Annotated in this window: 14 protein-coding genes; 9 read left to right on the top strand and 5 right to left on the bottom strand. The window is 58.4% G+C overall.

The window, feature by feature from the left end; genetic code table 11:
* Positions 1–7 precede the first annotated feature (7 nt).
* The 3 genes from QZT71_RS01700 (at position 8) to QZT71_RS01690 (ending at position 5,546) form a co-directional block, all read left to right on the top strand.
* Positions 8–2,122 (top strand): S46 family peptidase, encoded by a 2,115-nt coding sequence (locus QZT71_RS01700; RefSeq protein ID WP_295911499.1) that lies wholly within the window; start codon positions 8–10, stop codon positions 2,120–2,122.
* 278 nt (positions 2,123–2,400) lie between these two features.
* Positions 2,401–4,443: a methionine--tRNA ligase gene (gene metG / locus QZT71_RS01695; RefSeq protein ID WP_295911494.1), complete on the top strand. Its 2,043-nt coding sequence runs from the start codon at positions 2,401–2,403 to the stop codon at positions 4,441–4,443.
* A gap of 89 nt (positions 4,444–4,532) precedes the next feature.
* Positions 4,533–5,546, top strand: a complete 1,014-nt coding sequence (locus tag QZT71_RS01690) for a branched-chain amino acid aminotransferase (RefSeq protein ID WP_295911492.1) — start codon at positions 4,533–4,535, stop codon at positions 5,544–5,546.
* A 165-nt stretch (positions 5,547–5,711) separates the two neighbouring features.
* On the opposite strand, the gene mnmG is transcribed toward QZT71_RS01690, so the two are convergent.
* From mnmG to pheS, 5 genes are all read right to left on the bottom strand, one after another.
* A complete protein-coding gene (gene mnmG, locus QZT71_RS01685) occupies positions 5,712–7,595 on the bottom strand; it encodes a tRNA uridine-5-carboxymethylaminomethyl(34) synthesis enzyme MnmG (protein ID WP_295911489.1) in 1,884 nt (627 codons plus the stop codon).
* A 205-nt stretch (positions 7,596–7,800) separates the two neighbouring features.
* On the bottom strand, positions 7,801–8,244 hold the full coding sequence (ybeY, locus tag QZT71_RS01680; RefSeq protein ID WP_295911486.1) for an rRNA maturation RNase YbeY: 444 nt from the start codon (positions 8,242–8,244) through the stop codon (positions 7,801–7,803).
* A gap of 453 nt (positions 8,245–8,697) precedes the next feature.
* On the bottom strand, positions 8,698–9,822 hold the full coding sequence (locus QZT71_RS01675; RefSeq protein ID WP_295911804.1) for a peptidoglycan DD-metalloendopeptidase family protein: 1,125 nt from the start codon (positions 9,820–9,822) through the stop codon (positions 8,698–8,700).
* Between the two features lie 5 nt (positions 9,823–9,827).
* A complete protein-coding gene (locus QZT71_RS01670) occupies positions 9,828–11,603 on the bottom strand; it encodes a tetratricopeptide repeat protein (RefSeq protein WP_295911483.1) in 1,776 nt (591 codons plus the stop codon).
* A gap of 11 nt (positions 11,604–11,614) precedes the next feature.
* Entirely contained in the window at positions 11,615–12,640 is a 1,026-nt protein-coding gene (gene pheS, locus QZT71_RS01665; RefSeq protein ID WP_295911481.1) for a phenylalanine--tRNA ligase subunit alpha, read from the bottom strand.
* Between the two features lie 72 nt (positions 12,641–12,712).
* Here pheS and QZT71_RS01660 point away from each other — a divergent pair, with 72 nt between their 5' ends.
* The 6 genes from QZT71_RS01660 to QZT71_RS01635 form a co-directional block, all read left to right on the top strand.
* Positions 12,713–15,040, top strand: coding sequence for a patatin-like phospholipase family protein (locus tag QZT71_RS01660; protein ID WP_295911479.1), 2,328 nt, complete (start codon positions 12,713–12,715; stop codon positions 15,038–15,040).
* A 198-nt stretch (positions 15,041–15,238) separates the two neighbouring features.
* Entirely contained in the window at positions 15,239–16,501 is a 1,263-nt protein-coding gene (gene pgk, locus QZT71_RS01655; RefSeq protein ID WP_295911475.1) for a phosphoglycerate kinase, read from the top strand.
* 87 nt (positions 16,502–16,588) lie between these two features.
* On the top strand, positions 16,589–18,619 hold the full coding sequence (locus QZT71_RS01650; protein WP_295911472.1) for a M13 family metallopeptidase: 2,031 nt from the start codon (positions 16,589–16,591) through the stop codon (positions 18,617–18,619).
* 173 nt (positions 18,620–18,792) lie between these two features.
* Positions 18,793–19,713: an ABC transporter ATP-binding protein gene (locus QZT71_RS01645; protein ID WP_295911469.1), complete on the top strand. Its 921-nt coding sequence runs from the start codon at positions 18,793–18,795 to the stop codon at positions 19,711–19,713.
* Between the two features lie 12 nt (positions 19,714–19,725).
* Positions 19,726–21,048 carry an ABC transporter permease gene (locus tag QZT71_RS01640; RefSeq protein WP_295911466.1) on the top strand — a complete coding sequence of 441 codons (1,323 nt, stop codon included), beginning with the start codon at positions 19,726–19,728 and terminating at the stop codon, positions 21,046–21,048.
* Between the two features lie 358 nt (positions 21,049–21,406).
* Positions 21,407–23,554 (top strand): hybrid sensor histidine kinase/response regulator (locus QZT71_RS01635; protein ID WP_295911463.1); only part of this gene is annotated, 2,148 nt, incomplete at its 3' end.

Here is a 23,554-nt window from a genome sequence, read left to right as displayed (position 1 = left end):
ATAGCTTATGAAAAAAATCATTTTATTGCTGACGGCGGTTTGCGTGTCGCTGACGGCGTTTGCGGACGAGGGCATGTGGATGCTTCCGTATCTCCAGAAAATGAATATCAGGGATATGAAGGCGCGCGGATGCAAACTTTCGGCCGAGGATATTTACAGTATCAACAAATCGTCGCTCAAAGACGCCATCGTGATTTTCGGGGGCGGATGTACGGGTGAAATCGTATCGCCCGACGGCCTGCTTTTCACCAACCACCACTGCGGTTACGGTTCGATTCAGTCGTTGTCGTCGGTAGAGCACGATTACCTGAAAAACGGTTTCTGGGCCATGTCGCATGCCGAGGAGATTCCCGCTCCCGGGCTGAAAGTGCGTTTTATCCGCTCCATCAGCGACGTGACGGCGGAAATCGTGGGGAACGTACCCGGCATTGCCGGCCAGCAGGAGTACGAGCGGATTGTGGCGGAGAATACGAAAAACCTTATCGGCGAGCTGCAGGCGGCAAATCCCGGCATGGCAATCGAAATCAAGCCCTTTTTCGGCGGCAACCAGTATTTCGCATTCGTGATTGAAATCTTCGGCGACGTGCGTCTGGTGGGAACGCCCCCGACCTCGATCGGCAAATTCGGCGGCGAAACGGACAACTGGATGTGGCCGCGTCATACGGGCGATTTCTCGGTCTTTCGCGTCTATGCCGGACCCGACAACAGGCCTGCCGCTTATTCGCCCGAAAACCGCCCTTACAAGGCCGAGAAATACCTGAAAGTGTCGCTCGGCGGATACAAGGAGGGCGACTTCGCCATGATTATGGGATTTCCCGGCTCCACGCAGCGGTATATGACTTCGTATGAGATCGACAATATGCTGACGATTGCCAATCCCAACCGCATCTTCATCCGCGGGGAGAGGCAAGCTATTCTCAAAGAGGATATGGCGGCCAGCGACAAGGTGCGTATCCAGTATGCGTCGAAGTACGCTTCATCGTCGAATTACTGGAAGAACTCGATCGGCAAGTCGCGCGGCATTCGCAAGCTGGGCGTCAAGGAGCGCAAGCAGGAGCAGGAGGCGGCTTTCCAGGCCTGGGCCGAAAAGAATACGCTGCCCGAAGAGGGGTATATCGACGCACTGCCCAAGGTGCGCGAGGCGATGGAGGGATTGGCCTCTGTCGACGACGACCGGCAGTATATCGACGAGGCGTTCCTCCGCGCAATCGAAATCATGACGCCTGCGCGGATGCTCGACAACCGGAGCGAAATAAAGAATCCCGAGCGTTCCAAAGAGTCGATGGCCAACTGGTACAAGGATTACAACGCCCCGACCGACCGCAAGGTGGCCAAGCGCATGCTGAAAATCGCCCACGAGCACATGACCGACCTGCCGTCGTTCTACACGGAGATTGTCGACAAGGATTTCGGCGGCGATACGGATGCTTATGTAGATTACATGTTCGACAATTCGCTCTTCGTTTCGGAAGAGAAGGTGAATGGTCTGATTGACGATTTTTCGGTCGAAAAGTACACTTCCGACCCGGTGGTGCCGTTTATGCGGTCGGTTATGGAAAAGTACGGCGAACTCTCCGCGGCACGCAAGCCTTTCGTGGAGAAATACAACGAAGGAAGCCGCAAATACGTAGCCGGGCTGATGCTTCAGAACCCGAAAAAGGCATGGGCTTCGGATGCCAACTTCACGCTGCGCCTTACCTACGGCCGCGTGCTGCCTTATTCGCCGGCCGACGGAATCGAATACAATTACTATACGACGCTCAAGGGCGTTATGGAGAAGGAAAATCCGCAGAATCCCACCGAATTCACCGTACCGGAAAAGCTCAAGGAGCTCTATGCGGCGCGTGACTTCGGCCGTTATGCCAACGACAGGGGCGAACTGCCCGTGGCGTTTCTGGCCGACTGCGATATTACGGGCGGCAACTCGGGCTCGCCGGTGCTCAATGACAAGGGCGAACTGATCGGCTTGGCGTTCGACGGCAACTGGGAGGCGATGTCGGGCGACGTGGCTTTCGAGCCCGAGCTGCAGCGCACGATTTCGGTAGACATCCGCTATGTGTTGTTCGTAATCGACAAATTCGCCGGAGCGGGCTGGCTCCTGGACGAACTGGATATTCGGTAACGTCCGCAAGGTGTACGGCAGCAAACGGATTTTCGGGTGCTGCCGGCAGGAATAAAGCGTGCATGTGCACGCTTTATTCGTTTTTCCGGACAGGCGCTCCGGGCGATTCGCGGATATTCGACCGCCCGTGCCGGAAAAAGTGCGGCGGATGCACCGATTCCTTCTTGACCGGTTACGCTCTTTCTTAACGACCGTAAACAAATAATGGTGCTTTGCTTTTTCTTTAACCCAAAAATTACTAATTTTGACAGAAATTAGTAATACTGTATATCTTGAATATGGCAAAAGAGTTCAAACGTTACCTCGTTACATCGGCTCTCCCCTATGCCAACGGCCCGGTGCACATCGGCCATCTGGCGGGAGTCTACATACCCTCGGACATTTATACGCGCTACCTGCGGTTGAGGGGCCGCGACGTGATTTCGGTCTGCGGATCGGACGAGCACGGCGTGCCCATCACCATCAAGGCCCGCAAGGAGGGTGTGACTCCGCAGGAGATTGTGGATCGTTACCACAACCTGATTAAAAAGTCGTTCGAGGGGCTGGGCATGTCGTTCGACATCTATTCGCGTACGACGTCGGCGACGCATGCGAAGACGGCATCGGAATTCTTCCGCAAACTCTACGACGAGGGCAAGTTCATCGAACGCACCTCGATGCAGTATTACGACGAGGAGGCGCAGACCTTCCTTGCCGACCGTTACATCGTGGGAACCTGTCCCAAGTGCGGGAACGACCGTGCCTACGGCGACCAGTGCGAGAAATGCGGCTCTACCCTTTCGCCCGACGAGCTGATCGACCCCCACAGCGCCGTGTCGGGCTCCGTGCCCGTGAAGCGGGAAACGAAACACTGGTACCTGCCGCTGGACGAGTACGAGGGATTCCTGCGCGAGTGGATACTCGACGGTCATAAAGAGTGGAAAACGAATGTTTACGGACAGTGTAAAAGCTGGCTGGACGGGGGTTTGCAGCCCCGTGCCGTGAGCCGCGATTTGGACTGGGGCATTCCGGTGCCGGTGGAAGGCGCCGAGGGCAAGGTGCTCTACGTGTGGTTCGACGCGCCGATAGGCTATATCTCCGCTACGAAGGATCTCACGCCGGACTGGGAAAAATACTGGAAGTCGCAGGATACCAAGATGGTGCATTTTATCGGCAAGGACAATATCGTTTTCCACTGCATCGTATTCCCGTCGATGCTCAAGGCACACGGCGGTTACGTGCTGCCCGAAAACGTCCCGGCCAACGAATTCCTGAACCTCGAGGGTGACAAAATCTCGACTTCGCGCAACTGGGCCGTATGGCTGCACGAATACCTGGAGGAGTTCCCCGGCAAGGAGGACGTGCTGCGTTACGTGCTTTGCGCGAATGCTCCCGAAACCAAGGACAACGACTTCACCTGGAAAGATTTCCAGGCCCGCAACAATAACGAGTTGGTAGCCGTGCTGGGTAATTTCGTCAACCGGGCGCTGGTGCTTACGCAGAAGTATTACGGCGGCATAGTTCCGGCCTGCGGTGCCTTGGACGATTACGACCGCCGGACAATCGAAGAGGTTGCAGCCGTGAAAGGGTCGCTCGAAAACAATATCGAAAACTACCGTTTCCGCGAGGCGCTCAAGGATGCCATGAACGTGGCGCGCATCGGTAACAAATACTTGGCCGACACGGAGCCGTGGAAAGTCGTAAAGACCGATCCCGATCGTGTGAAAACGATTCTGAACATCGCTTTGCAGATTACGGCCAATACGGCGGTGGCCATCGAGCCTTTCATGCCTTTCTCGGCCGCCAGGATGCTGAAGATGCTTGCCGCCGGAAAATTCGATTGGGAACGGCTGGGTGCGATGGATTTGATGGAAGCGGGACACCGCATTGGCGAGCCGTCGCTGCTGTTCGAGAAAATCGAGGACGATGTAATCCAGCGCCAGCTGGATAAACTCGCGGCGACAAAAGAGGCCAATCAGGCGGCAGAATCGGTGCAAAATATTGAAGCACAGAAAGATACAATCCAGTTCGACGATTTTCAGAAAATGGATATCCGTGTTTCCACCGTACTCGCGGCAGAGAAGGTCGCAAAGACCAAGAAGCTGCTGAAGCTGACCGTGGATACGGGAATCGACCAGCGGGTGATTGTGTCGGGTATCGCTGAATATTTCACACCCGAGGAGTTGATCGGCCGCCAGGTGCTGGTGCTCGTGAACCTTGCTCCGCGCGAATTGAAAGGAATTCTTTCACAGGGAATGATTCTGATGGCCGAAGATGCCAGCGGAAAGTTGAAATTGCTCTCCCCCGACGGAAAAACGAATAACGGGGCTGTAGTAGGCTGATTACAGCAAAAAGAGGAAACCGATGTTTCCGGCTCCCCTTTTTGTTGTTTCGGATTTTAATTTTAGAAAAACCTTTAAATTATACGATAATGGAAAATACAGATTGGGGTGCCTTGGGTTTCGACTATCACAAGACCAATTTCAATGTTCGCTATTATTATACGGACGGCAAGTGGAGTGATATGGAGGTTACGGACGATGAGTATATCAAGATGCACATGTCGGCTTCGTGCCTGCACTACGGTATCGAACTTTTCGAGGGGCTTAAGGCTTTCCGGGGAGTCGACGGCAAAGTCCGCCTTTTCCGTGTGGAAGATAATGCCCGGCGCCTCCGATCTTCGGCCGAGCGTCTGTGCCTGCCGATTCCGAGCATCGAAATGATTGTCAATGCCTGCATCGAAGTGGTTCGCCGGAACGAAGAATTCATTCCTCCTTACGGAACGGGTGCTTCGCTTTACCTGCGTCCCGTGATGTTCGGCACGACGGCCGGACTGGGTGTCAAACCGGCCAAAGATGCGCTGCTGATTGTCTATTGCTCGCCTGTCGGCGCTTATTTCAAAGCAGGGATTAAACCGATTCCGGTTGCTATCGACCGGGAACAGGACCGCGCTGCTCCACGTGGAACAGGTGACGTTAAAGTCGGCGGTAACTATGCGGCCAGCCTCTTGTCGGGTGAAAAAGGCCATGCATTGGGTTATTCGAATATTATGTATCTCGATGCTGCCGAACACAAATATATCGAGGAGTGCGGAGCATGCAATTTCTATGGAATTAAGGACGGTAAGTATATTACGCCTAAATCTCCGTCGGTGCTGCCCTCCATTACCAATATGAGCCTGCGCCAGTTGGCCCGCGATATGGGCCTCGAGGTCGAGGATCGTCAGATTCCCGTAGAAGAACTTTCGACGTTCGAGGAGTGCGGAGGCTGCGGAACTGCGGCCGTAATCTCCCCTATCGGGAAGATTTACGATATGCAAACTGAAAAAACGTATGAGTATGGCAGCGAAGTGGGTAAAGTTTCGATGGCTTTATATACGAGCCTGCAGGATATTCAGTACGGCCGGGCGGAAGATAAATACAATTGGTGTACGATTGTATTGTAGTTTTTAGTTCCGAAAGATAGAATAGGGGTGGCTTATATTAGGCCACCCCTATTCTTTTTGTTCCACGTGGAACTATGTGTTGTCGATTTGTTTGCCGGGTCTTTGTGATGAAATTGTTATTTTCTGATTTGTTGTCTTCTGAATTGTTCCACGTGGAACACTCCCCTACCGCCCGAATTTTACCAATAAAACATTGACGTCGGCCGGTGAAACGCCCGGGATGCGCGAAGCCTGTCCGATGGTATTCGGTCGTATGCGCGAGAGTTTTTGCCGGGCTTCGATAGTGAGGGAGTTCATCGAATGAAAATCGAAATCGTCGGGAATACGGATGTTTTCGAGCCGGTGAAGTTTTTCGGCAATGAATTTTTCGCGTTCTATGTATCCTTTATACTTGATTTGGATTTCTGCTTCTTCGATGACTTCGGCATCCATTTCGTTCGTTTCGATGAAATTCCGAAGTTTGGGCAATACGGATTTCAGCGAATCGAACGTCACATTGTTGCGCATCAGGATGTCGTAAAGCTTCCGTCCCTGTGCCAAAGGCTCCGAATTTATCGATTTTAAATAGTCGTTAATTTCGGTTGCTTTGATGCTCTGCCGGCGGGCGAATGAAATAAGCGATTCTACGAGCGTATTTTTTTTGACGAAACAGTCGTATCTTTTTTGTGAAATCAGACCGATTTTATATCCGAGCGGAGTGAGCCGGATGTCGGCATTGTCCTGCCGGAGCAGGATGCGGTATTCGGCGCGCGAGGTGAACATGCGGTAAGGTTCGTCGACGCCTTTGGTCACCAGGTCGTCGATTAGTACGCCGATATAGGCTTCGTCGCGTTGCAATACGACGGGCTCCTCCCCCACCAATGCCCGGTGAGCATTGATTCCGGCAATAAGTCCCTGCGCAGCGGCCTCTTCGTATCCGGTCGTACCGTTGACCTGTCCGGCAAAGTAAAGTCCCGAAACAAGTTTGGTTTCGAGCGAATGATGCAGCTGCGTCGGCGGGAAATAGTCGTATTCGATGGCATAGCCCGGACGATAAATGTGCAGATCTTCAAATCCCCGGATTTTGTGAAGAGCTTCCCATTGGATGTCCCAGGGCAGCGAGGACGAAAAACCGTTGAGGTAATATTCGTTGGTGCTACGGCCTTCGGGTTCCAGGAAGAGTTGGTGTTGTTCCTTATCGGCAAAGGTGCGGAGCTTGTCCTCGATGCTTGGGCAGTAACGCGGCCCGATTCCCTTTATCGTGCCGTTGAAAAGCGGCGAGCGGTCGAAACCGGTGCGCAGGATGTCGTGCACCTCGGCGGAGGTGTAGACCAGAAAACAGGGTAATTGTTCCTTAACTGGTTGTGTATCAGTAGAAAAAGAAAATTTTGCGGGATTCTCGTCGCCGTATTGCGGCTCGAGGATTTCGAAATTTATCGTGCGGGCGTCGAGGCGCGCCGGCGTGCCTGTTTTCATGCGTCCCGTTTCGAATCCGACGGCTCGGAGCGATTCCGTAATGCCGTGCGAAGCGGCATCCCCGGCACGGCCGCCTTCGGCATGCGAGGTACCGCAGTGCATCAGTCCGCCAAGAAAAGTGCCCGATGTCAGTACGGCGGCGCGGCATGTGAATTCGATGCCCATGCGCGTCCGGACGCCCCGGATACGGGGTTTGCCGGCAGAGGTGTCGAACAGCAGTTCGGTGGCGGCGTCCTGCCAGATATAGAGGTGCCAGGTGTTTTCGAGCGTGCGGCGCCACTCCTCGGAAAAACGCGTCTTGTCGCACTGCGCCCGGGGGCTCCACATGGCCGCCCCTTTCGAGCGGTTGAGCATCCGGAACTGGATGGTCGTGAGGTCGGTGATGCGGCCCATCTGACCGCCCAAAGCATCTATTTCTCTGACTATCTGTCCTTTGGCAACTCCGCCGACGGCGGGATTGCAGGACATCGAAGCCATTTTCGCCATGTCCATCGTGAGCAGCAGCGTGCGCGAACCGAGGCGCGCCGCCGCTGCCGCGGCTTCGCACCCGGCGTGTCCGCCGCCGATGACGATGATGTCGTAGTCGAGTGTCATTTCGTGTCGTTTTGTTCGTTGCCGGGCCGGGTTTCCTGCACTTTTTCCGGGATGGGTTCGTATGCCCGGGAAGCTGGGGTTCCGACTGCGGCGGAGGCTGTTGCCGATGGGGCTGCAAGGCCGTTTTGCGCCGTGTTATCCGCCGTGCTGCGGCCCGTGCGGACGTTGGAGGGCAAAGCGGTATGGGAATCCGGCGTGCGCATTTTCAGGGCCGTTCGGCGGGCTGCTCCCAGAATTCGAGGTATTTATCCTCCTTGCGGTGCATCTGCGCATTGGTGCGGGGCGTTTTGTCGCCCTGCCCGCACAGGTGCAGCACGCCGTGCACCACGACCCTGCGCATCTCCTGCAAGGCCGTGACGCCGTATTGCCGGGCATTGTCGGCTACGGTTTCGACATCGATGAAAATGTCGCCCGAAACGATACCCGTGCCCTTGCGGTCGCTGTAGTCGAACGTGATGACGTCCGTGAAATAATCGTGCCCGAGGTACTGGCGGTTCATCTCCAGAAGCCGCTGCGCCGAGCAGAAAATATAATTCACGTCACCCAGCGTATACCCCTCCGAAAGGGCCACGTCGCGCAGCCATGCCGCCGTCAGGCGTTTCTGCGGCAGCAGGTAGGTACAGTCGTCCGTATAGTATTTGACAGCCATTTTGCGGTGTTTTCGTATTTTTTGTCCGGTCTTTGCGGGGCCCGGTTCCCGTGTTATGACATGCCGGTCCGGATTTATACTCCGGTGCTTTACGTCCGGCATTCCTGTCCGGTTTTTTCAGTTCGGTCTTCTTCATCCGGCCTCCTGTCCGGCATTTCCGACCAAATTCCCCGCCGGAGTTTTTCAGCCCGGGGAAATACGTCCGGCGTTTCCTGCCGGTTTCCCCGACCGGAGTTTGCAGGCGGGCTTTCCGCCGGTGCTTTTCATCCCGGCTTCCGTGCATACGGAGTTTTTGTTGCAGCCAACTCCGGCGCGACCGGACTTGTGGATGTTCCCATCAGTCGTCCGTACCGTCACCTTTAGCGGTCTGCCCGGTCTGCTGCCGTTATTCCGGGCATGGCCTTGCGGAATGCATCCGGCCGGCCGCTGCGGAGCGTATGCCGTCGCGCCGCCCTACTTCCTGAAACAATTTTCGGCGCGGAGCTTCTGGCCGGGGTTCGGCGGGTAGATCCCGAAGACCAGCTGGTACTCGGTTTCCATGGTCAGGATGTTGACCTTGGAGCCGATGGTGCCCAGTTGTGCGTTCCGTGCCACTTTCTGGCCCTTTTCGACGCAGATCGACCCCAGGTTGGCATAGGAGGTTATGTATTCGCCGTGGGCCACGTAAACGTCGTATTTGTTGGTAATGCGGTTGCGCTTGATGTCGACGACCTTGCCGTCGTAGATCGAAATGACGTGCGCGCCCTTGGGGCCCGTGATTTCGGCCATGTTCTCCTTGTAGCGCTTGACGCGGCCCGCCGTAACGGGGAGCCGGAGCCCGGTGGTCTTTGTCGAGAACGAAGCGCCCTCGGTATTTCCTTTGGTGAGTTTGCGCAGTTCGCTGATGGCCACGTCCAGTTGCTGCTCCTGCGCCATTTTGCGCTGCAGGGCCGTTTTCTCCTTCTGCGACATCTGGCGGATGCTCGTGCGGGCGTTGCGGGCGTCGCGCTGGAGTTTCTGCTTCTGGGCCGTGAGCTGCTGTGTCACCGAGTCGAGCGACCGCTTGCGGCGGTCGAGCAGCATCTTCTCTTCGGCGACCTGTTTCGACAGCGCCGCGATGTCCTGCAGCTTGCGCTCGCGCATCGAGGCGACCTCGCGCAGGTTGGTGAGCTTGCGGGCTACGTCGGTGAAGCTGCGCGATGAAAAAATATAGGTTAAATAATTGTTGTGCTTGTAGTTGCGGTATGCTTCGCGCACCATCTCCGCATATTGCGCCCGGTTGCGCTCGAGGGTGGAATTGAGGTCGCCGGCAACGCTGTCGGTGCGTGAAATCTCCTCGCGCAGGAGTCGGGCCTGCTTCTCGGTCGCCTCGAGCAGCTGGTTGCGCGAATCGAGCTGGCGGGCCAGCCGGCGCACGCGCTCCTCGGTGGCGGCACGTCCCTGCTTGATTTTCGAGAGCTCGCGCTCCTCGGCGGCGATACGCTGTTCGAGGGCCGCAATCACGCGTTTCTGCTCTTCGATTTTAGGGTCGCTCTGTGCGGCGGCCGTAAGGGCGGCGATCAGCAGCAGGAAGGTCGGTAGTATGCGGGCGGGTTTCATTGCAATCACTCTTTCGGGGTTTTGCCCTGTTCCATGCGGCGGGTTATCCGGTCGGCGTCATACCCTTTTTCGAGGGCTTTGCGCCAGTATACCTCGGCCATGAACTGCTCGCCCATGGCATGCAGGATGTCGCCGTAGTGAACCAGCAGCTCGGGGCTGTTCTGGCTGTCGAGTGCGATGGCCTGCTGCATCACCTTCTTGGCTTCGGCCGTGCGTCCCAGCTTGAAGAGCACCCATGCGTGGGTGTCGAGGTAAGTGGGATTGTTGTCCGTGAGGGCGACGGCGCGGCTGGCCATGGCCAAGGCCTTTTCGAGATCCCGCCCCTCGAGCGAGAGGAAGTAGGCATAGTTGTTGAGCACCATGGCGTTGTCCGGATTGTAGTGCAGGCTGCGGTCGTAGGCTTTGTAGCACTGCTTCATATCCGAACGCGAGGCGCCTTTTTTACCGGCGAGGCTGAAATTTTCGTCGTTTGTGTCCCCCGCCACCGCTTTCTGGTGCCATGTGTCGCCGACGAGGCCCCAAATGGCGCTGCGCAGCGAGTCGGTGGCAGCGAAAGACAGCGACTGCCGGTAGGCTTTGACGGCTTTGGCGTATTGTTTGGAGTAGTTCAGCGCATGCCCTTTCGCGATGTGGAAATCGACCTGGTCCGGGAAAAGCTCCAGCGCACGGCTGACGTAACGGTCGACCGAATCGGGGTGCTGGAGGTAGCTTTCGATGTCGATGACCGAGCGGTAAAACGACTCGACGGGCGGCTGGTCGCCGAGGTGGAGTTTGTAGAGCGCCAGCGCCTGTTCCAGCTCTCCCGAGGCAATCAGGTGCCGGGCGTAGAGCTCCACGACGCGCTTGTCCTGCGGATAACGCACGGCGAGCGTCGAGGCCAGGGCGTTGAGCTGGGTGTAATATTCGCGGTAGAACCGCATGTCGGAGGTGAACAGTTCGAAACGTTTGATTTTCGCGTCGAGCGGCATTTCGTCCGATTTGAAGAGGCGCTCCGTGATTGAGAGCAGCGAGCGGTAATCGCGGCGCCCGTTGTAGTAGTCGGCCAGCGACATCAGCGTCCCGACGTTCGTCGAGTCGATTTTCAGGGCCTGGTCGTATTCGGCGAGCGCCAGCGAGTCCTTGCCCAGGATGTTGTAGAGGTCGGCCAGCACCACGTGGTGCTGCGCCTCGTAAGGCACCGCATCGACCATGGCCTTTGCCTCCTCGACGGCCTTGTCGAGCTGCCGCGTGGCGACCAGCAGTTGCCGCTTCATGGTGCTCAACACCGGAATGCGGCCGAAACGCATCTCGGCCGAGTCGAGCGTCGCGATGGCCGAGAATGGCTGTTCCGCCTGCTCGTAGAGAGCCGCCAGGAGCCGGTAGTTGTCGGGGTTCTGCGGATCGTCGGTGCGCAGGCGGCGGTAGACGGCCAGCGCCTCGTCGTAGCGGCGGGCGAAGATGAGCGTCTGCCCGAGGAACTGGTGGTACCACTTGTTGGCCGTGTCGAGCCGGTGGGCGCTGCGCGCCAGTTCCACGGCTTCGTCGGGCGTGGAATACATGCCGTTCGACGCCATTTCGTAATAGGCCGGGGCGAATGTCGAGTCGTTGCGGATGGCTTCGGTGAAAAACTCCCGCGCCCGGGCCGTGTCGCCGGCGATGGTGTTTTGCTTGATGCCTTCGGTGTAGAGCCAGACGCTGCGCAGCGAATCGGGATATTCGGGCACTCCGGCCGGGCCCCTTCCGGCGGCGAACGCCGTGAAGAAGAGTGCGCAGAGTGCCGTTGTCGCTGTCAGACGCTTCATGGTCATCGGTTTCAGAGTGCGGTGTCGAACTGGTGGAGGAACCTTACGTCGTTCTCGAAATAGAGGCGCAGGTCCTTGACGCCGTATTTGAGCATGGCGATACGCTCAATACCCATGCCGAAGGCGAATCCGGCGTATTTTTCGGGGTCTATGTTGTTTGCTTTCAGTACGTTGGGGTCGACCATGCCGCAGCCCATGATTTCGAGCCAGCCGGTGCCCTTGCAGACGGGGCATCCCTTGCCGCCGCAGAGGTTGCACGAAACGTCGACCTCGGCCGAAGGTTCGGTGAACGGGAAATACGACGGGCGCATGCGGATGACGGCCTGCTCGCCGAATACCTCTTTGGCGAAGTAGAGCAGCGACTGCTTCATGTCGGCGAACGAAACCCCTTCGTCGATGTAGAGGCCTTCGATCTGGTGGAAGATGCAGTGCGCGCGGTAGGAAATGGCCTCGTTGCGGAACACGCGGCCCGGGCAGATGACGCGGATGGGCGGTTTCTGGCGCTCCATGGTGCGTACCTGAATCGACGAGGTGTGCGTGCGCAGCAGGATGTCGGGGTTCTTTTCGATGAAGAACGTGTCCTGCATGTCGCGCGCCGGATGTTCGGGCGGGAAGTTGAGCGCCGAGAATACGTGCCAGTCGTCCTCGATTTCGGGGCCGTCGGCCACGGTATAGCCCAGGCGGGAAAAGACCTCGACAATCTGGTTTTTGACCAGCGAAATCGGATGGCGCGAACCGAGTTGTTCGGCCGAGCCGGGACGGGTCATGTCCTCCGTGGCGGCGCCGTCGCCTTCCGCGGAGTCCTGCAACTGTTCGCGCAGGTTGTTTATCTGTTCGAGCGCCGTGGCCTTGAGCTTGTTGAGCTGCTGACCGAGCTCGCGTTTGAGCTCCGGAGCCACCGTTTTGAACTCCTCCATCAGGGCGTTCAGTTCGCCTTTCTTGCCGAGGATTTTGATGCGGAACTCCTCGATTTCGGCTGCTGCCTTCGGTTTGAACTCTTCGACACGTCGGAGGAGTTCATTGATTTTGTCGGTCATATTTTGATTGTTTACGCTTTTTCCCTACTTTTACCGATTATATAACGTGCAAAGTTATAAAAAAATTGAGACATGTTGCGTAAAACCCTCTCATTTATCTCGGTGCTGCTGCTCGTCGCAACGGTCGCCGGGGCGCGGAATCCCGATGCGGATACCGTGCGGCCCCGCACGGTGGGCGTCGTGATGAGCGGCGGCGGCGCAAAGGGGCTCTACCATATCGGCGTGCTCGAGGCCCTCGAGGAAAACGGCGTGCCGATCGACTATGTGGCCGGCACTTCGATGGGGTCGATCATCGCGGCGATGTATGCCGCGGGCTACTCCCCGGCCGAGATGCGGGAAATCGTCGCCTCGGGCGTGGTCAAGGAGTGGGTGTCGGGCCGTATAGACCCCCGCTATACCCCCTACTACCGGCAGATTGGCCACAACCCGGCCTTTATCAGCGTGCGGATGAACCTGGGTAATTCGGGCAAGCGGTTCCGGGTGACAAACCTGATTTCGTCGACGCCGATCGACATGGCGCTGACGGAGCTTTTCGCCCCGGCGACGGCCGCCTCGGAGGGCGATTTCGACCGGCTGATGGTGCCTTTCCTGTGCGTGTCGAGCGACATGAACGCCCGTGAGCCGGTGGTGATGCGCAACGGCGACTTGAGCGAGGCGGTGCGTTCCTCCATGTCCATACCGTTGGTTTTCAAACCGATGAAAGTGGATTCGATGCTGCTGTACGACGGCGGTATTTACGATAACTTTCCGTGGCGGCCGCTCGACGTGGGGTTCCGTCCCGACCTGATTGTGGGCAGCATCTGCACGTCGGGCAACACCCCGCCCAGCCAGAACAGCAGCATCCTCGACCAGGCTTTCATGCTGGCGATGCACGACAGCGACTACGACCTGCCCAAAGGCCGCAGCGTGACGATACGCCGCGCGGTGGATGTCAACATGCTCGATTTCGACAGCGCCGAGTCCATCATGAATGCGGGATATGAGGATGCCATAGCGGTCATGCCGCAGATTCTGGAGCGGGTTTCCGAGCGCTGGACGCCGCAGCAGTACGCCGAGCGCCGCGAGGAGTTCCGCGCCAAATGCCCGCCGTTGATTTTCAACGACTACAAGCTCGAAGGGCTGGCGCCGGCGCCGGAGGCCTACATCCGCGACTTCCTGAAAGTGGACCGGCGTACACCCGGGCGGCAGCGACCGATGGGTTTTTCCGAACTGCGCGACAACCTCTACGCAGTACTCGGGGACGGCAACTTCACGATGGATTTCCCGCATGCGGCCTACGATTCCGTGAAAGAGCGCTATTCGTTCTCGGCGGTGTTCCATACCAAGCCCAATTTCAAAATCACCATCGGCGGCAACGTCTCCTCGACGGCCTTCAACCAGGCGTATATCGGCGTGAACTACCAGACGATCGGCCGCGTGGGCCAGCAGCTGGGCGCCGACCTCTACCTCGGGCCGATTTATACGTGGGGAACCATCGGCGGGCGCACGGATTTCTACATGTGGAAGCCCGTGTTCCTGGATTACTCGTATAATTTCGCCGTCCGCAACTTCCGTCACGGCTCGTTCGGCAACGTCACCAAAGTCGACAATACGCAGCAGGTCAAGAACAGCGAAAGCTTCTTTTCGACCGCCGTCGGCATGCCCCTCGCCCGCCGCGGCGTATTCCTGCTGCGGGCCAACGGCGGACACGTCAACTATCACTACGATTCCGACGTGCTTTTTGCCGACGACACCGACCATTCGCGGTATTCGTTCTTCGGGCTCAAGGCCGAACTGGCGCGCAACACCCTCGACAAGTTCCTCTATCCCCGCCGGGGCTCCGACCTGAAACTTTCGGCGATTTTCGTCACGGGGCGCGACAAGTACGAACCGTTCGATGCCGACGGCTTCCGCTCGCGGATATCCCGCCAGTGGGTCGGCGCGCGGTTTACGTGGGACAAGTATTTCGACATGCCCGGGGTGCCCTGGTTCTCGCTGGGCCTGAACGTCGACGGCGTAATGACCAACCATCCCGAATTCACGACCCGGGGCGCCACCCTGATGTCGATGCCGGCCTATACGCCGGTGCCGCACGCGCAGATGATTTACATGCCCGATTTCCGGGGCAAGCGCTTTGCGGCCGGCGGCATAATGCCGACTTTCGACCTGATGCCCAATTTCTTCTTCCGCACGGGTTTCTACACGATGTTCCGCGAGAAGCGGAATTACAACCCCGGGGCGCGGGTCGGGGTGGAAGACAGGCGGTGGCACTACATCGCCGAGGCGTCGCTGGTCTACCATACGCCGATCGGCCCGGTCAGCCTCGCGCTGACCAAATACGACCTGCACAGTTGGAAGAACATGTACCTGACGTTCAACTTCGGCTATGCGATCTTCGCGCCGAAGGGGACGTTCTATTAGCGGGCCGTTTCCCGGTGCGCAGGACCGGGTCAGCGGTGCGGACGGAACGGCGGCGGGCAGTTCGGCAACTTTTCCGGTGCGTTTTGCATCATTTTTTCTGTTATCGGAATAACAGTTTTTTAAAATATTTTCATAAATTTGCCCCGGAATGAAACCCCGAAAAATCAATTTATCGAAATAATTCAAAATCAAAGTACTATGTTCGCAATCGACAATTACGATTTCAAAGGCAAGCGCGCGATTATCCGCGTGGACTTCAACGTGCCCCTCAACGAGAAGGGCGAGGTGACGGACGACACCCGCATCCGCGCGGCGATTCCCACCATCAAAAAGGTGCTCGAAAAGGGCGGTTCGGTGATCCTGATGTCGCACCTGGGACGTCCCAAGAAGAATCCCGATCCCAAATTCTCGCTGGAGCAGATTGTTCCCGCCATCGAGAAACGCTTGGGCGTGAAGGTGATGTTCGCCGGCGACTGCATGGGCGAGAAAGCCGCCGAGATGGCCAAGAACCTCAAACCCGGCGAGGTGATGCTGCTCGAGAACCTGCGTTTCTACGCCGAGGAGGAGGGCAAGCCCCGCGGCCTGGCCGAGGACGCTACCGACGAGCAGAAGAAAGCGGCCAAGAAAGCCCTGAAGGAGGGTCCGCAGAAAGAGTTCGTCAAGAAGCTCGCCTCGTATGCCGACTGCTACATCAACGACGCCTTCGGCACGGCGCACCGTGCTCACGCCTCGACGGCCCTGATTGCCGATTATTTCCCCAACGACAAGATGTTCGGCTACGTGATGGAGAACGAACTGAAAGCCATCGACGGCATCATGCTGGAGCCGAAACGTCCGTTCTGCGCCATCCTCGGCGGTTCGAAGGTTTCGACCAAGATTACCATCATCGAGAACCTGCTGGAGAAGGTGGATGTGCTCGTGCTGGGCGGCGGTATGACCTACACCTTCGCGGCTGCGCAGGGCGGTAAGGTCGGCAATTCGATCTGCGAGCCCGACCAGTTCCAGACGGCGCTCGACATCCTGGCCAAAGCGCAGGAGAAGGGCGTGAAAGTCGTCATGTCGCCCGACGCGCTGATCGCCGACGCATTCTCGGCCGACGCCAACACGGACGTGGCTCCGGCCGACAACATTCCCGACGGCTGGGAAGGTGTCGACATCGCCGACGAAGGCAAGAAAGTCTTCCGCGAGGAGATTCTCAATTGCAAGACAATCCTCTGGAACGGCCCCGTGGGCGTGTTCGAAATCGACAAGTTCGCGACCGGCTCGCGCGCCGTGGCCGAGGCAATCGCCGAGGCTACCTCGAAAGGCGCCTACTCGCTCATCGGCGGCGGCGACTCGGTGGCCTGCATCAACAAGTTCGGCCTGGCCGACAAGGTGTCGTACGTATCGACGGGCGGCGGCGCCCTGCTCGAGTACATGGAGGGCAAGGAGCTTCCGGGCGTTGCGGCTATCCGCAAATAATCCGGACGAACCCGCAAAATAACTCGCAAAACAAGGGGTGTCCGGAGGGGCACCCCTGTTTTCAAACCAATAAACCGGACTGATACCATGAAGAAAATCATCCTTTTCGCAGCAACAGTAGCTTGTATGGCAAGTTGTCAGAATACAACCAAAACCCCGGCTATCGACATGGCGAACTTCGACCTGACAGTCGCCCCGAACGCCGATTTCTACCAGTACGCCACGGGCGGCTGGCAGAAGAACAATCCCCTCAAGCCGGAATATTCGCGCTACGGCTCGTTCGACATTCTGCGCGACAACAACGAGAAACGCATCAACGAGCTTTTCTCGGAGATGACCAAAATAAAGGCCGAGCCGGGCAGCGTCGAGCAGAAGATTTCGGACCTCTATAAGATGGGCCTCGATTCGGTGCGCCTGAACGCCGAGGGCGCGGCGCCAGTGAAAGCCGCCGTCGAAGAGATTCTCGCCATCGGCGACCGCTCGCAGCTGACCGGCGCCATCGCCGGACTCCACACGGCCGTCGCCAATCCGTTCTTCGGCATCAGTGTCGGCGCCGACTTGATGAACAGCGACGTCAACGCCCTGTATATCGGGCAGTCGGGTATCATGATGGGCGACCGCGATTATTACCTCGCTCCCGAGAACGAGAACATCCGCACGGCCTACAAGGAGTACCTCGGCAAGCTGTTCCGCCTTGCGGGCATCCCCGAGGCCGATGTCGAGAAAGCCGTGGCCGGCGTGATGAACATCGAAACGAAACTGGCCGAGAAATCGTGGTCGAACACCCAGCTGCGCGACATTCCGGCGCAGTACAACCCCACGGCGAAGGTCGAGTTCGAGAAGACCTACGACGCCATCGACTGGCCGACCTATTACAAGGTCATGGGCATCGGCGACTTCGACTCGATTATCGTGACCACGAAATCGTCCATCGCCAACGCCAACGAACTGATAAAGAACGCCCCGCTGGAAGATATCCGCTATTACCTGGCCGCGCAGTACCTGGACGATGCCGCGTCGTATTTGAGCGACGATTTCCAGCAGGCCTCGTTCGACTTCTACGGCAAGGCGATGTCGGGACAGCAGGAGATGAAACCGCGCTGGAAACGCGCCATGTCGGTGCCCAACGGTACGCTGTCGGAGGCCGTCGGTGAAATGTACGTCGCCAAGTATTTCCCCGCCAGGGACAAGGAGCGTATGCTGGTGCTGGTGAAGAACCTGCAGAAAGCCCTCGGTGAACACATCGCGGCCCTCGACTGGATGTCGGAAGCCACGAAAGCCAAGGCTCAGGAGAAACTGGCCGCCTTTACGGTGAAAATCGGCTACCCCGACAAGTGGAAAGACTATTCGACGCTGGCAATCGACCCGTCGAAGAGCTATTTCGAGAATATCGTCAACGCCAGCCGCTGGTATACGGCCGACAACATTTCGAAACTGGGCAAGCCCGTGGATCGGGACGAATGGCACATGTCGCCGCAGACGGTCAACGCCTACTACAACCCCACGACCAACGAAATCTGCTTCCCGGCCGCCATTCTCCAGCCGCCGTTCTACAATCCCGATGCCGACGATGCCGTGAATTACGGTGCCATCGGCGTGGTAATCGGCCACGAAATGACCCACGGATTCGACGACCAGGGCCGCAATTTCGACAAGGACGGCAACATGAACAACTGGTGGACGGAAGAGGACGCGGCAGCGTTCAAGACCAAGACCGACGTGCTCGTGAAGCAGTTCGACGCCATCGAGGTGCTGCCCGCCAAGGACGGACAGCCGGCCATTATGGCAAACGGCGCGCTCAGCCTGGGCGAGAACATCGCCGACCAGGGCGGCCTGCGCGTGTCGCACACGGCGTTCCGCAACTCGCTCAACGGCTCGGAGCCGGCGCCGATCGACGGTTTCACGGCCGACCAGCGCTTCTACCTGGCCTACGCTACGCTGTGGGCACAGAATATCCGCGATGCGGAAATCGCGCGCCTCACCAAACTTGACGTACACTCGCTCGGCAAGTGGCGTGTGAACGCCACGCTGCGCAACCTGCAGGATTTCTACGATGCGTTCGGGATGACCGACGGGGAGATGTTCCTGCCCGAGCAGGAGCGTGTGATTATCTGGTAATCGATGTAATTTGTAACGGGAAAAGCGGCCGGAAACTTCCGGCCGCTTTTTTGCATGCGGGCGGCGGATTATTTTTTGAGGTTTTATATCGAAAAACGATAAATATTTTTTGATATTCAAAAATTGTCGTTATATTTGTCGCCGAACAAACCCCAAAATAACTCACAGCGACCATGGATTTACTCACTGTAGAACATGTCACAAAGCAATACGCCGGGCACAAGGCCCTCGACGACGTATCGCTCGCAATTCCCAAAGGTTCGGTCTACGGATTGCTCGGCCCCAACGGCGCCGGCAAGACGACGCTGATCCGCATCATCAACCGCATTACCGCGCCCGACAGCGGCCGCATTCTTTTCGGCGACCGCGAAATCTCGCCTGCGGATGTCTACCGGATCGGCTACCTTCCCGAGGAGCGCGGCCTCTACAAGAAGATGAAAGTCGGCGAACAGGCCGTCTTCTTCGCCCGCCTGAAAGGCCTTTCGCGCCGCGAGGCCGTTACGCGCCTCAAGCAGTGGTTCGTGAAATTCGGCATCCAGGACTGGTGGGACAAGAAAATCGAGGAACTCTCGAAAGGCATGGCCCAGAAAGTCCAGTTCATCGTCACGGTGCTGCACGAGCCCGAACTGCTGATTTTCGACGAGCCTTTCTCGGGGTTCGACCCTATTAACGCCAACCTGCTGAAGGACGAAATCCTCGCCCTGCGCGACAAGGGCGCTACGATCATCTTCTCGACGCACAACATGTCGTCGGTGGAGGAGATTTGCGACCACATCACGCTGATTAACAAGTCGCACAACATCCTTTCGGGCCGTGTCGACGACATTCGCCGCCGCCACGGGCTGAATATCTTCGAGGTGGCTTACCGCGGCGACGAAGCGGCGCTGCGCCGTGCCGTCGAGGGTCGCTGCGAGATACTCGAGGGCACGCAGGCCCAGTCGGTGTATGCTTCGCTCAAACTCCACGTCGAGCGCGACGAGGAGGTGCGCGGGGTGATTGCCGCCGTGAACGATGCCGTCGAGCTGCGTTCGTTCCAGGAGATTATCCCCTCGATGAACGACATTTTCATCCGCGCCGTCAGCGGAAACCTTTAAAACGATACGATTATGTCACAGGTAGGAATTATCATAGGGCGCGAATTCAACGAGCGCGTCCGCAAAAAATCTTTCATCATCACCACGCTGCTGATGCCGTTGCTGGTAATCGGCCTGATGGCCGCCCCGGCGCTCATCATGCAGTTCTCGCGCGGCGACGAGAAGCACATCGCCGTTATCGACGAGAGCGGCCTGGTCGCTCCGCAGCTGCAAAGCGGCGACGAGCTGGTTTTCGAGGCCACCGACCTCTCGACCGAGGCCGCCCGCAAGGAGCTGACCGACAAGTTCGGCGTGCTTTACATCGGGTCGGATATCCTCACCAATCCCAATAACGTGAAACTCTACGTCAACTCGTCGTCGTCGATGACCGTCGAGAACAACATCACGGGACAAATCGAGGACATTATCGAAACCGAGAAACTCAAATCGTACAATATCGAAAACCTCTCGCAGATACTGCAGGAGGTGAAAACCAAAGTCGGCATGCAGACCTTCCGCAACGACGAGTCGCAGGAGGAGGAGGCGCACGCCAAGTCTTCGGTGATCGCCACGGGCGTCGGGTTCGTGCTGGGCATGATTCTCTACATGTTCCTGCTGATTTACGGTTCGATGGTCATGCAGTCGGTAATCGAGGAGAAGAACAGCCGCGTGCTGGAGGTGATGGTCAGCTCGGTGCGGCCTTTCGATTTGATGCTGGGTAAAATCCTCGGCGTGGCGTCGGTAGCGGTCGTGCAGGTGCTGATTTGGGGCGTGCTGATTTGCGGTATCGGGGCGCTGGTGATGCCCCACCTGATGCCCGCTGACGTGATGGCGAGCGCGCAGGCCATGCAGCAGGGAATTCCCGATGCGGCCGCGTCGGTCGATATGAATCCCGAGATGTTGCAGGCGGTGGCCGCCATGACCGACTTCGGGTATGTCGTGCAGATTTTCGTTTACCTGCTGCTGTTCGTCTTCGGCGGTTACCTGCTCTACTCGGCGATGTTCGCCGCCGTGGGTTCGGCCGTGGACAGCATCCAGGATGCCCAGCAGCTGCAGACGCCGATCACCATCCCGATTATCCTCGCCCTGCTGGTGATGATGACCATCATGAACGACCCCAACTCGCAGGTGGCTTTCTGGTTCTCGATGATTCCGTTCACCTCGCCCGTGGTGATGATGGCGCGTATTCCCTACGGCATTCCCGTGTGGGAGGTGATTCTCTCGCTGGTAATCCTCTACGCCTCGTTTACCGCCATGGTATGGCTGGCAGCCAAGATTTACCGCGTGGGTATCTTCATGTACGGCAAAAAGCCGTCGTTCAAGGAACTTTACAAGTGGATACGGTATAAGTATTGACCGTCGCCGCGTTTCGCGAAAATACCGGGCCGTACGTTGTCGTGCGGCCCGGTTCGTTTCCGGGCGCCTATGGGCGGCCTGGCGTGCGGGGCAAGGCGGTGGAAAAGCGCGGGAAAAGCGTGTCCGGAAAAGCGTGTCCGGGAAAGTGCGGCCGGAAAAGGGTGCCGAAAGGGTGCGGCGGGACGAGCGGCGGAGGAATACGGGATAGGGGCGGGGCCGGCTGCGGGAGTGTCGCGGCCCCTTTTTGCGCGGTATCCGTCGCGGTGCGCCCGCGGGGTTTCCGGAGCCTGTTGCGGGAGCGGGGCGCGAAATTGCCGGGCAGTCCGGTTTTTCCGGGCTTTTTACTATCTTTGGAGGCATGAAAGAGTCGAAATTCGTCAAGACGAAGATTGTCGCGGGTTACGCCATCCTGATTGTGGTCTGCGTCCTCTCGGTAGGCTATGTCTACCGGGCGGTGGTGCGTTTTTCGACCTCCGACGGCAGCTATGCGCTGCTGCACTCCAAGCGCAACGTCGTGGGACAGACCCTCTACCACCTCTACCAGGCGGAGAGCTACGGCCAGCTGATGATTGCCGGGTACAAGTCCTACGAGGTGCGTTACAAGCGCGAGCTGCGCACTGTGCGCGGGTATATCGACTCGCTGCGCGGCTTGACCGGCGGGCAGGATTCCCTGCAGAGGATGCGCCTGGACAGCATCGTCCGCCTCTTGGCCGACAAAGAGCGGCGCACGATGAGCCTGCAGCGCTCGATTCGTTCGGCGGGCACGGCCAGCCTGCTGGAGAAGAACATCCGCGAGATGATCGGTCCGGCGGACAGCGTGGACAGCGCCGGGCTCACCGCGGACAGCGCGTTTGTGAGCCGGGTGCTGCAGGACACGGTCACCGTGGCCGTGCCGCGGCGCAAACGCAACTTTTTCCGGCGTTTCGCCGATTTGTTCAGCCCGCCGAAAGAGGATTCGGGCATCGTGATTTCCCGCCATGAGCGGGTGGTCGATTCGATGCCCGCTTCGGCCGTGAAAGACACGATTGCCACGGTGCTGCGCACGCTGCAGGATCGGGTGACCAGCGACCGTATCGGCATCTACGACCGGGCGTGGAACGAGGGCATGCGGCTGCGTTACAGCAACGATTTGGTGAATACCAAAATATACCGCCTCATCATGGATTTCGAGGACGAGGATACGGCCTACCTGCTGGGGAAAATCGACCAGACGGAGCTGATGCGCCGTCGCTCGTCGTACGTGCTGGGCGGCATAGCCGCCGTCGCCGTGGTGCTGATGCTGCTTTTTGTGGGGATTCTGCTGCGGGACGTCAACCGCAGCAACCGTTACCGCCGGGCCCTCGAGCGGGCCAACCGCGACAACGAGGCCCTGCTTGCGGCGCGCGAGAAGCTGATGCTGGCCATTACGCACGACATCAAGGCCCCGCTGGGGTCGGTGATGGGGTACATCGACCTGCTTTCGCGCCTGACCACGGGCAAGCGCGAGGAGCTTTACCTGCGCAATATGAAGGAGTCGTCGGAGCATTTGCTGGCGCTGATCAACAGCCTGCTGGATTTTTACCGCCTTGACATCAACAAAGTCGACGTCAACAGCGTGGCCTTCTGTCCCGCGCAGTTGTTCGAAACGATTTGTGCCGGATTCGCCGCGGGCGCCGATGCGAAAGGCATCGAACTGCTGCTCGATACGGCGCCCCGTGCCGGGGGCGAGGTGACGGGCGATCCGTTCCGCATCCGCCAGATTGCCGAGAACCTGATATCCAACGCCCTGAAATTTACGGACAAGGGTCGCGTCACGGTGCGCGTCGACATCGCGGAGGGGCGGCTGGTCTTTTCGGTGCGCGACACGGGCCGGGGCATAAGCCGCGCGGAGAAAGAGCGGATTTTCGGGGAGTTCGTACGCCTGCGCTCGGCGCAGGGTGTCGACGGCTTCGGGCTGGGGCTTTCGATTGTCGACCGCCTCGTGAAGCTGCTGGAGGGCACCATATCGCTCGAAAGCCGTCCGGGCGAGGGCAGCCGGTTTATCGTTTCGATTCCGGTCGGCAGTGCCGGTTCGGAGAGCCGCAGCCGCGGGCCGCAGCCGAAAACCGCGCTTCCCGCCTGTCGGGGGATGCGGGTGCTTCTGATCGACGACGATCCGCTGCAGCTCGAAATGACTGCCGGGATGTGCCGGCAGGCCGGAATCGGTGCCGAGTGTTGTCAGTATCCCGAATATGCCGCCAAACTGGTCGCGGAGGGAACTTTCACCGCTGTCCTCACCGATATTCAGATGCCCTCGGCCGACGGGTTCAGCGTCCTGGCCGCCGTGCATGGCGTAGCCCCCTCGCTGCCCGTGGTGGCGGTTTCGGCCCGCGGGGAGATGGATGCCGGGGATTTCTCGGCCCGCGGATTCGCGGGATGCCTGCGCAAGCCCTTTACGCTCAACGAACTGGTCGCGGTGTTGAATGCCGTGTGCGGCGGTGCGGAGCCAGCCGGGGTTGCCGCTGCCGGGCCTGTGGCGGCGGAATCC

This window comes from uncultured Alistipes sp., from assembly GCF_902388705.1.
GTDB lineage: Bacteria > Bacteroidota > Bacteroidia > Bacteroidales > Rikenellaceae > Alistipes.
The sequence above is the reverse complement of the archived record's forward strand: the minus strand, read 5'-3'. Positions and strand labels throughout refer to the sequence as shown.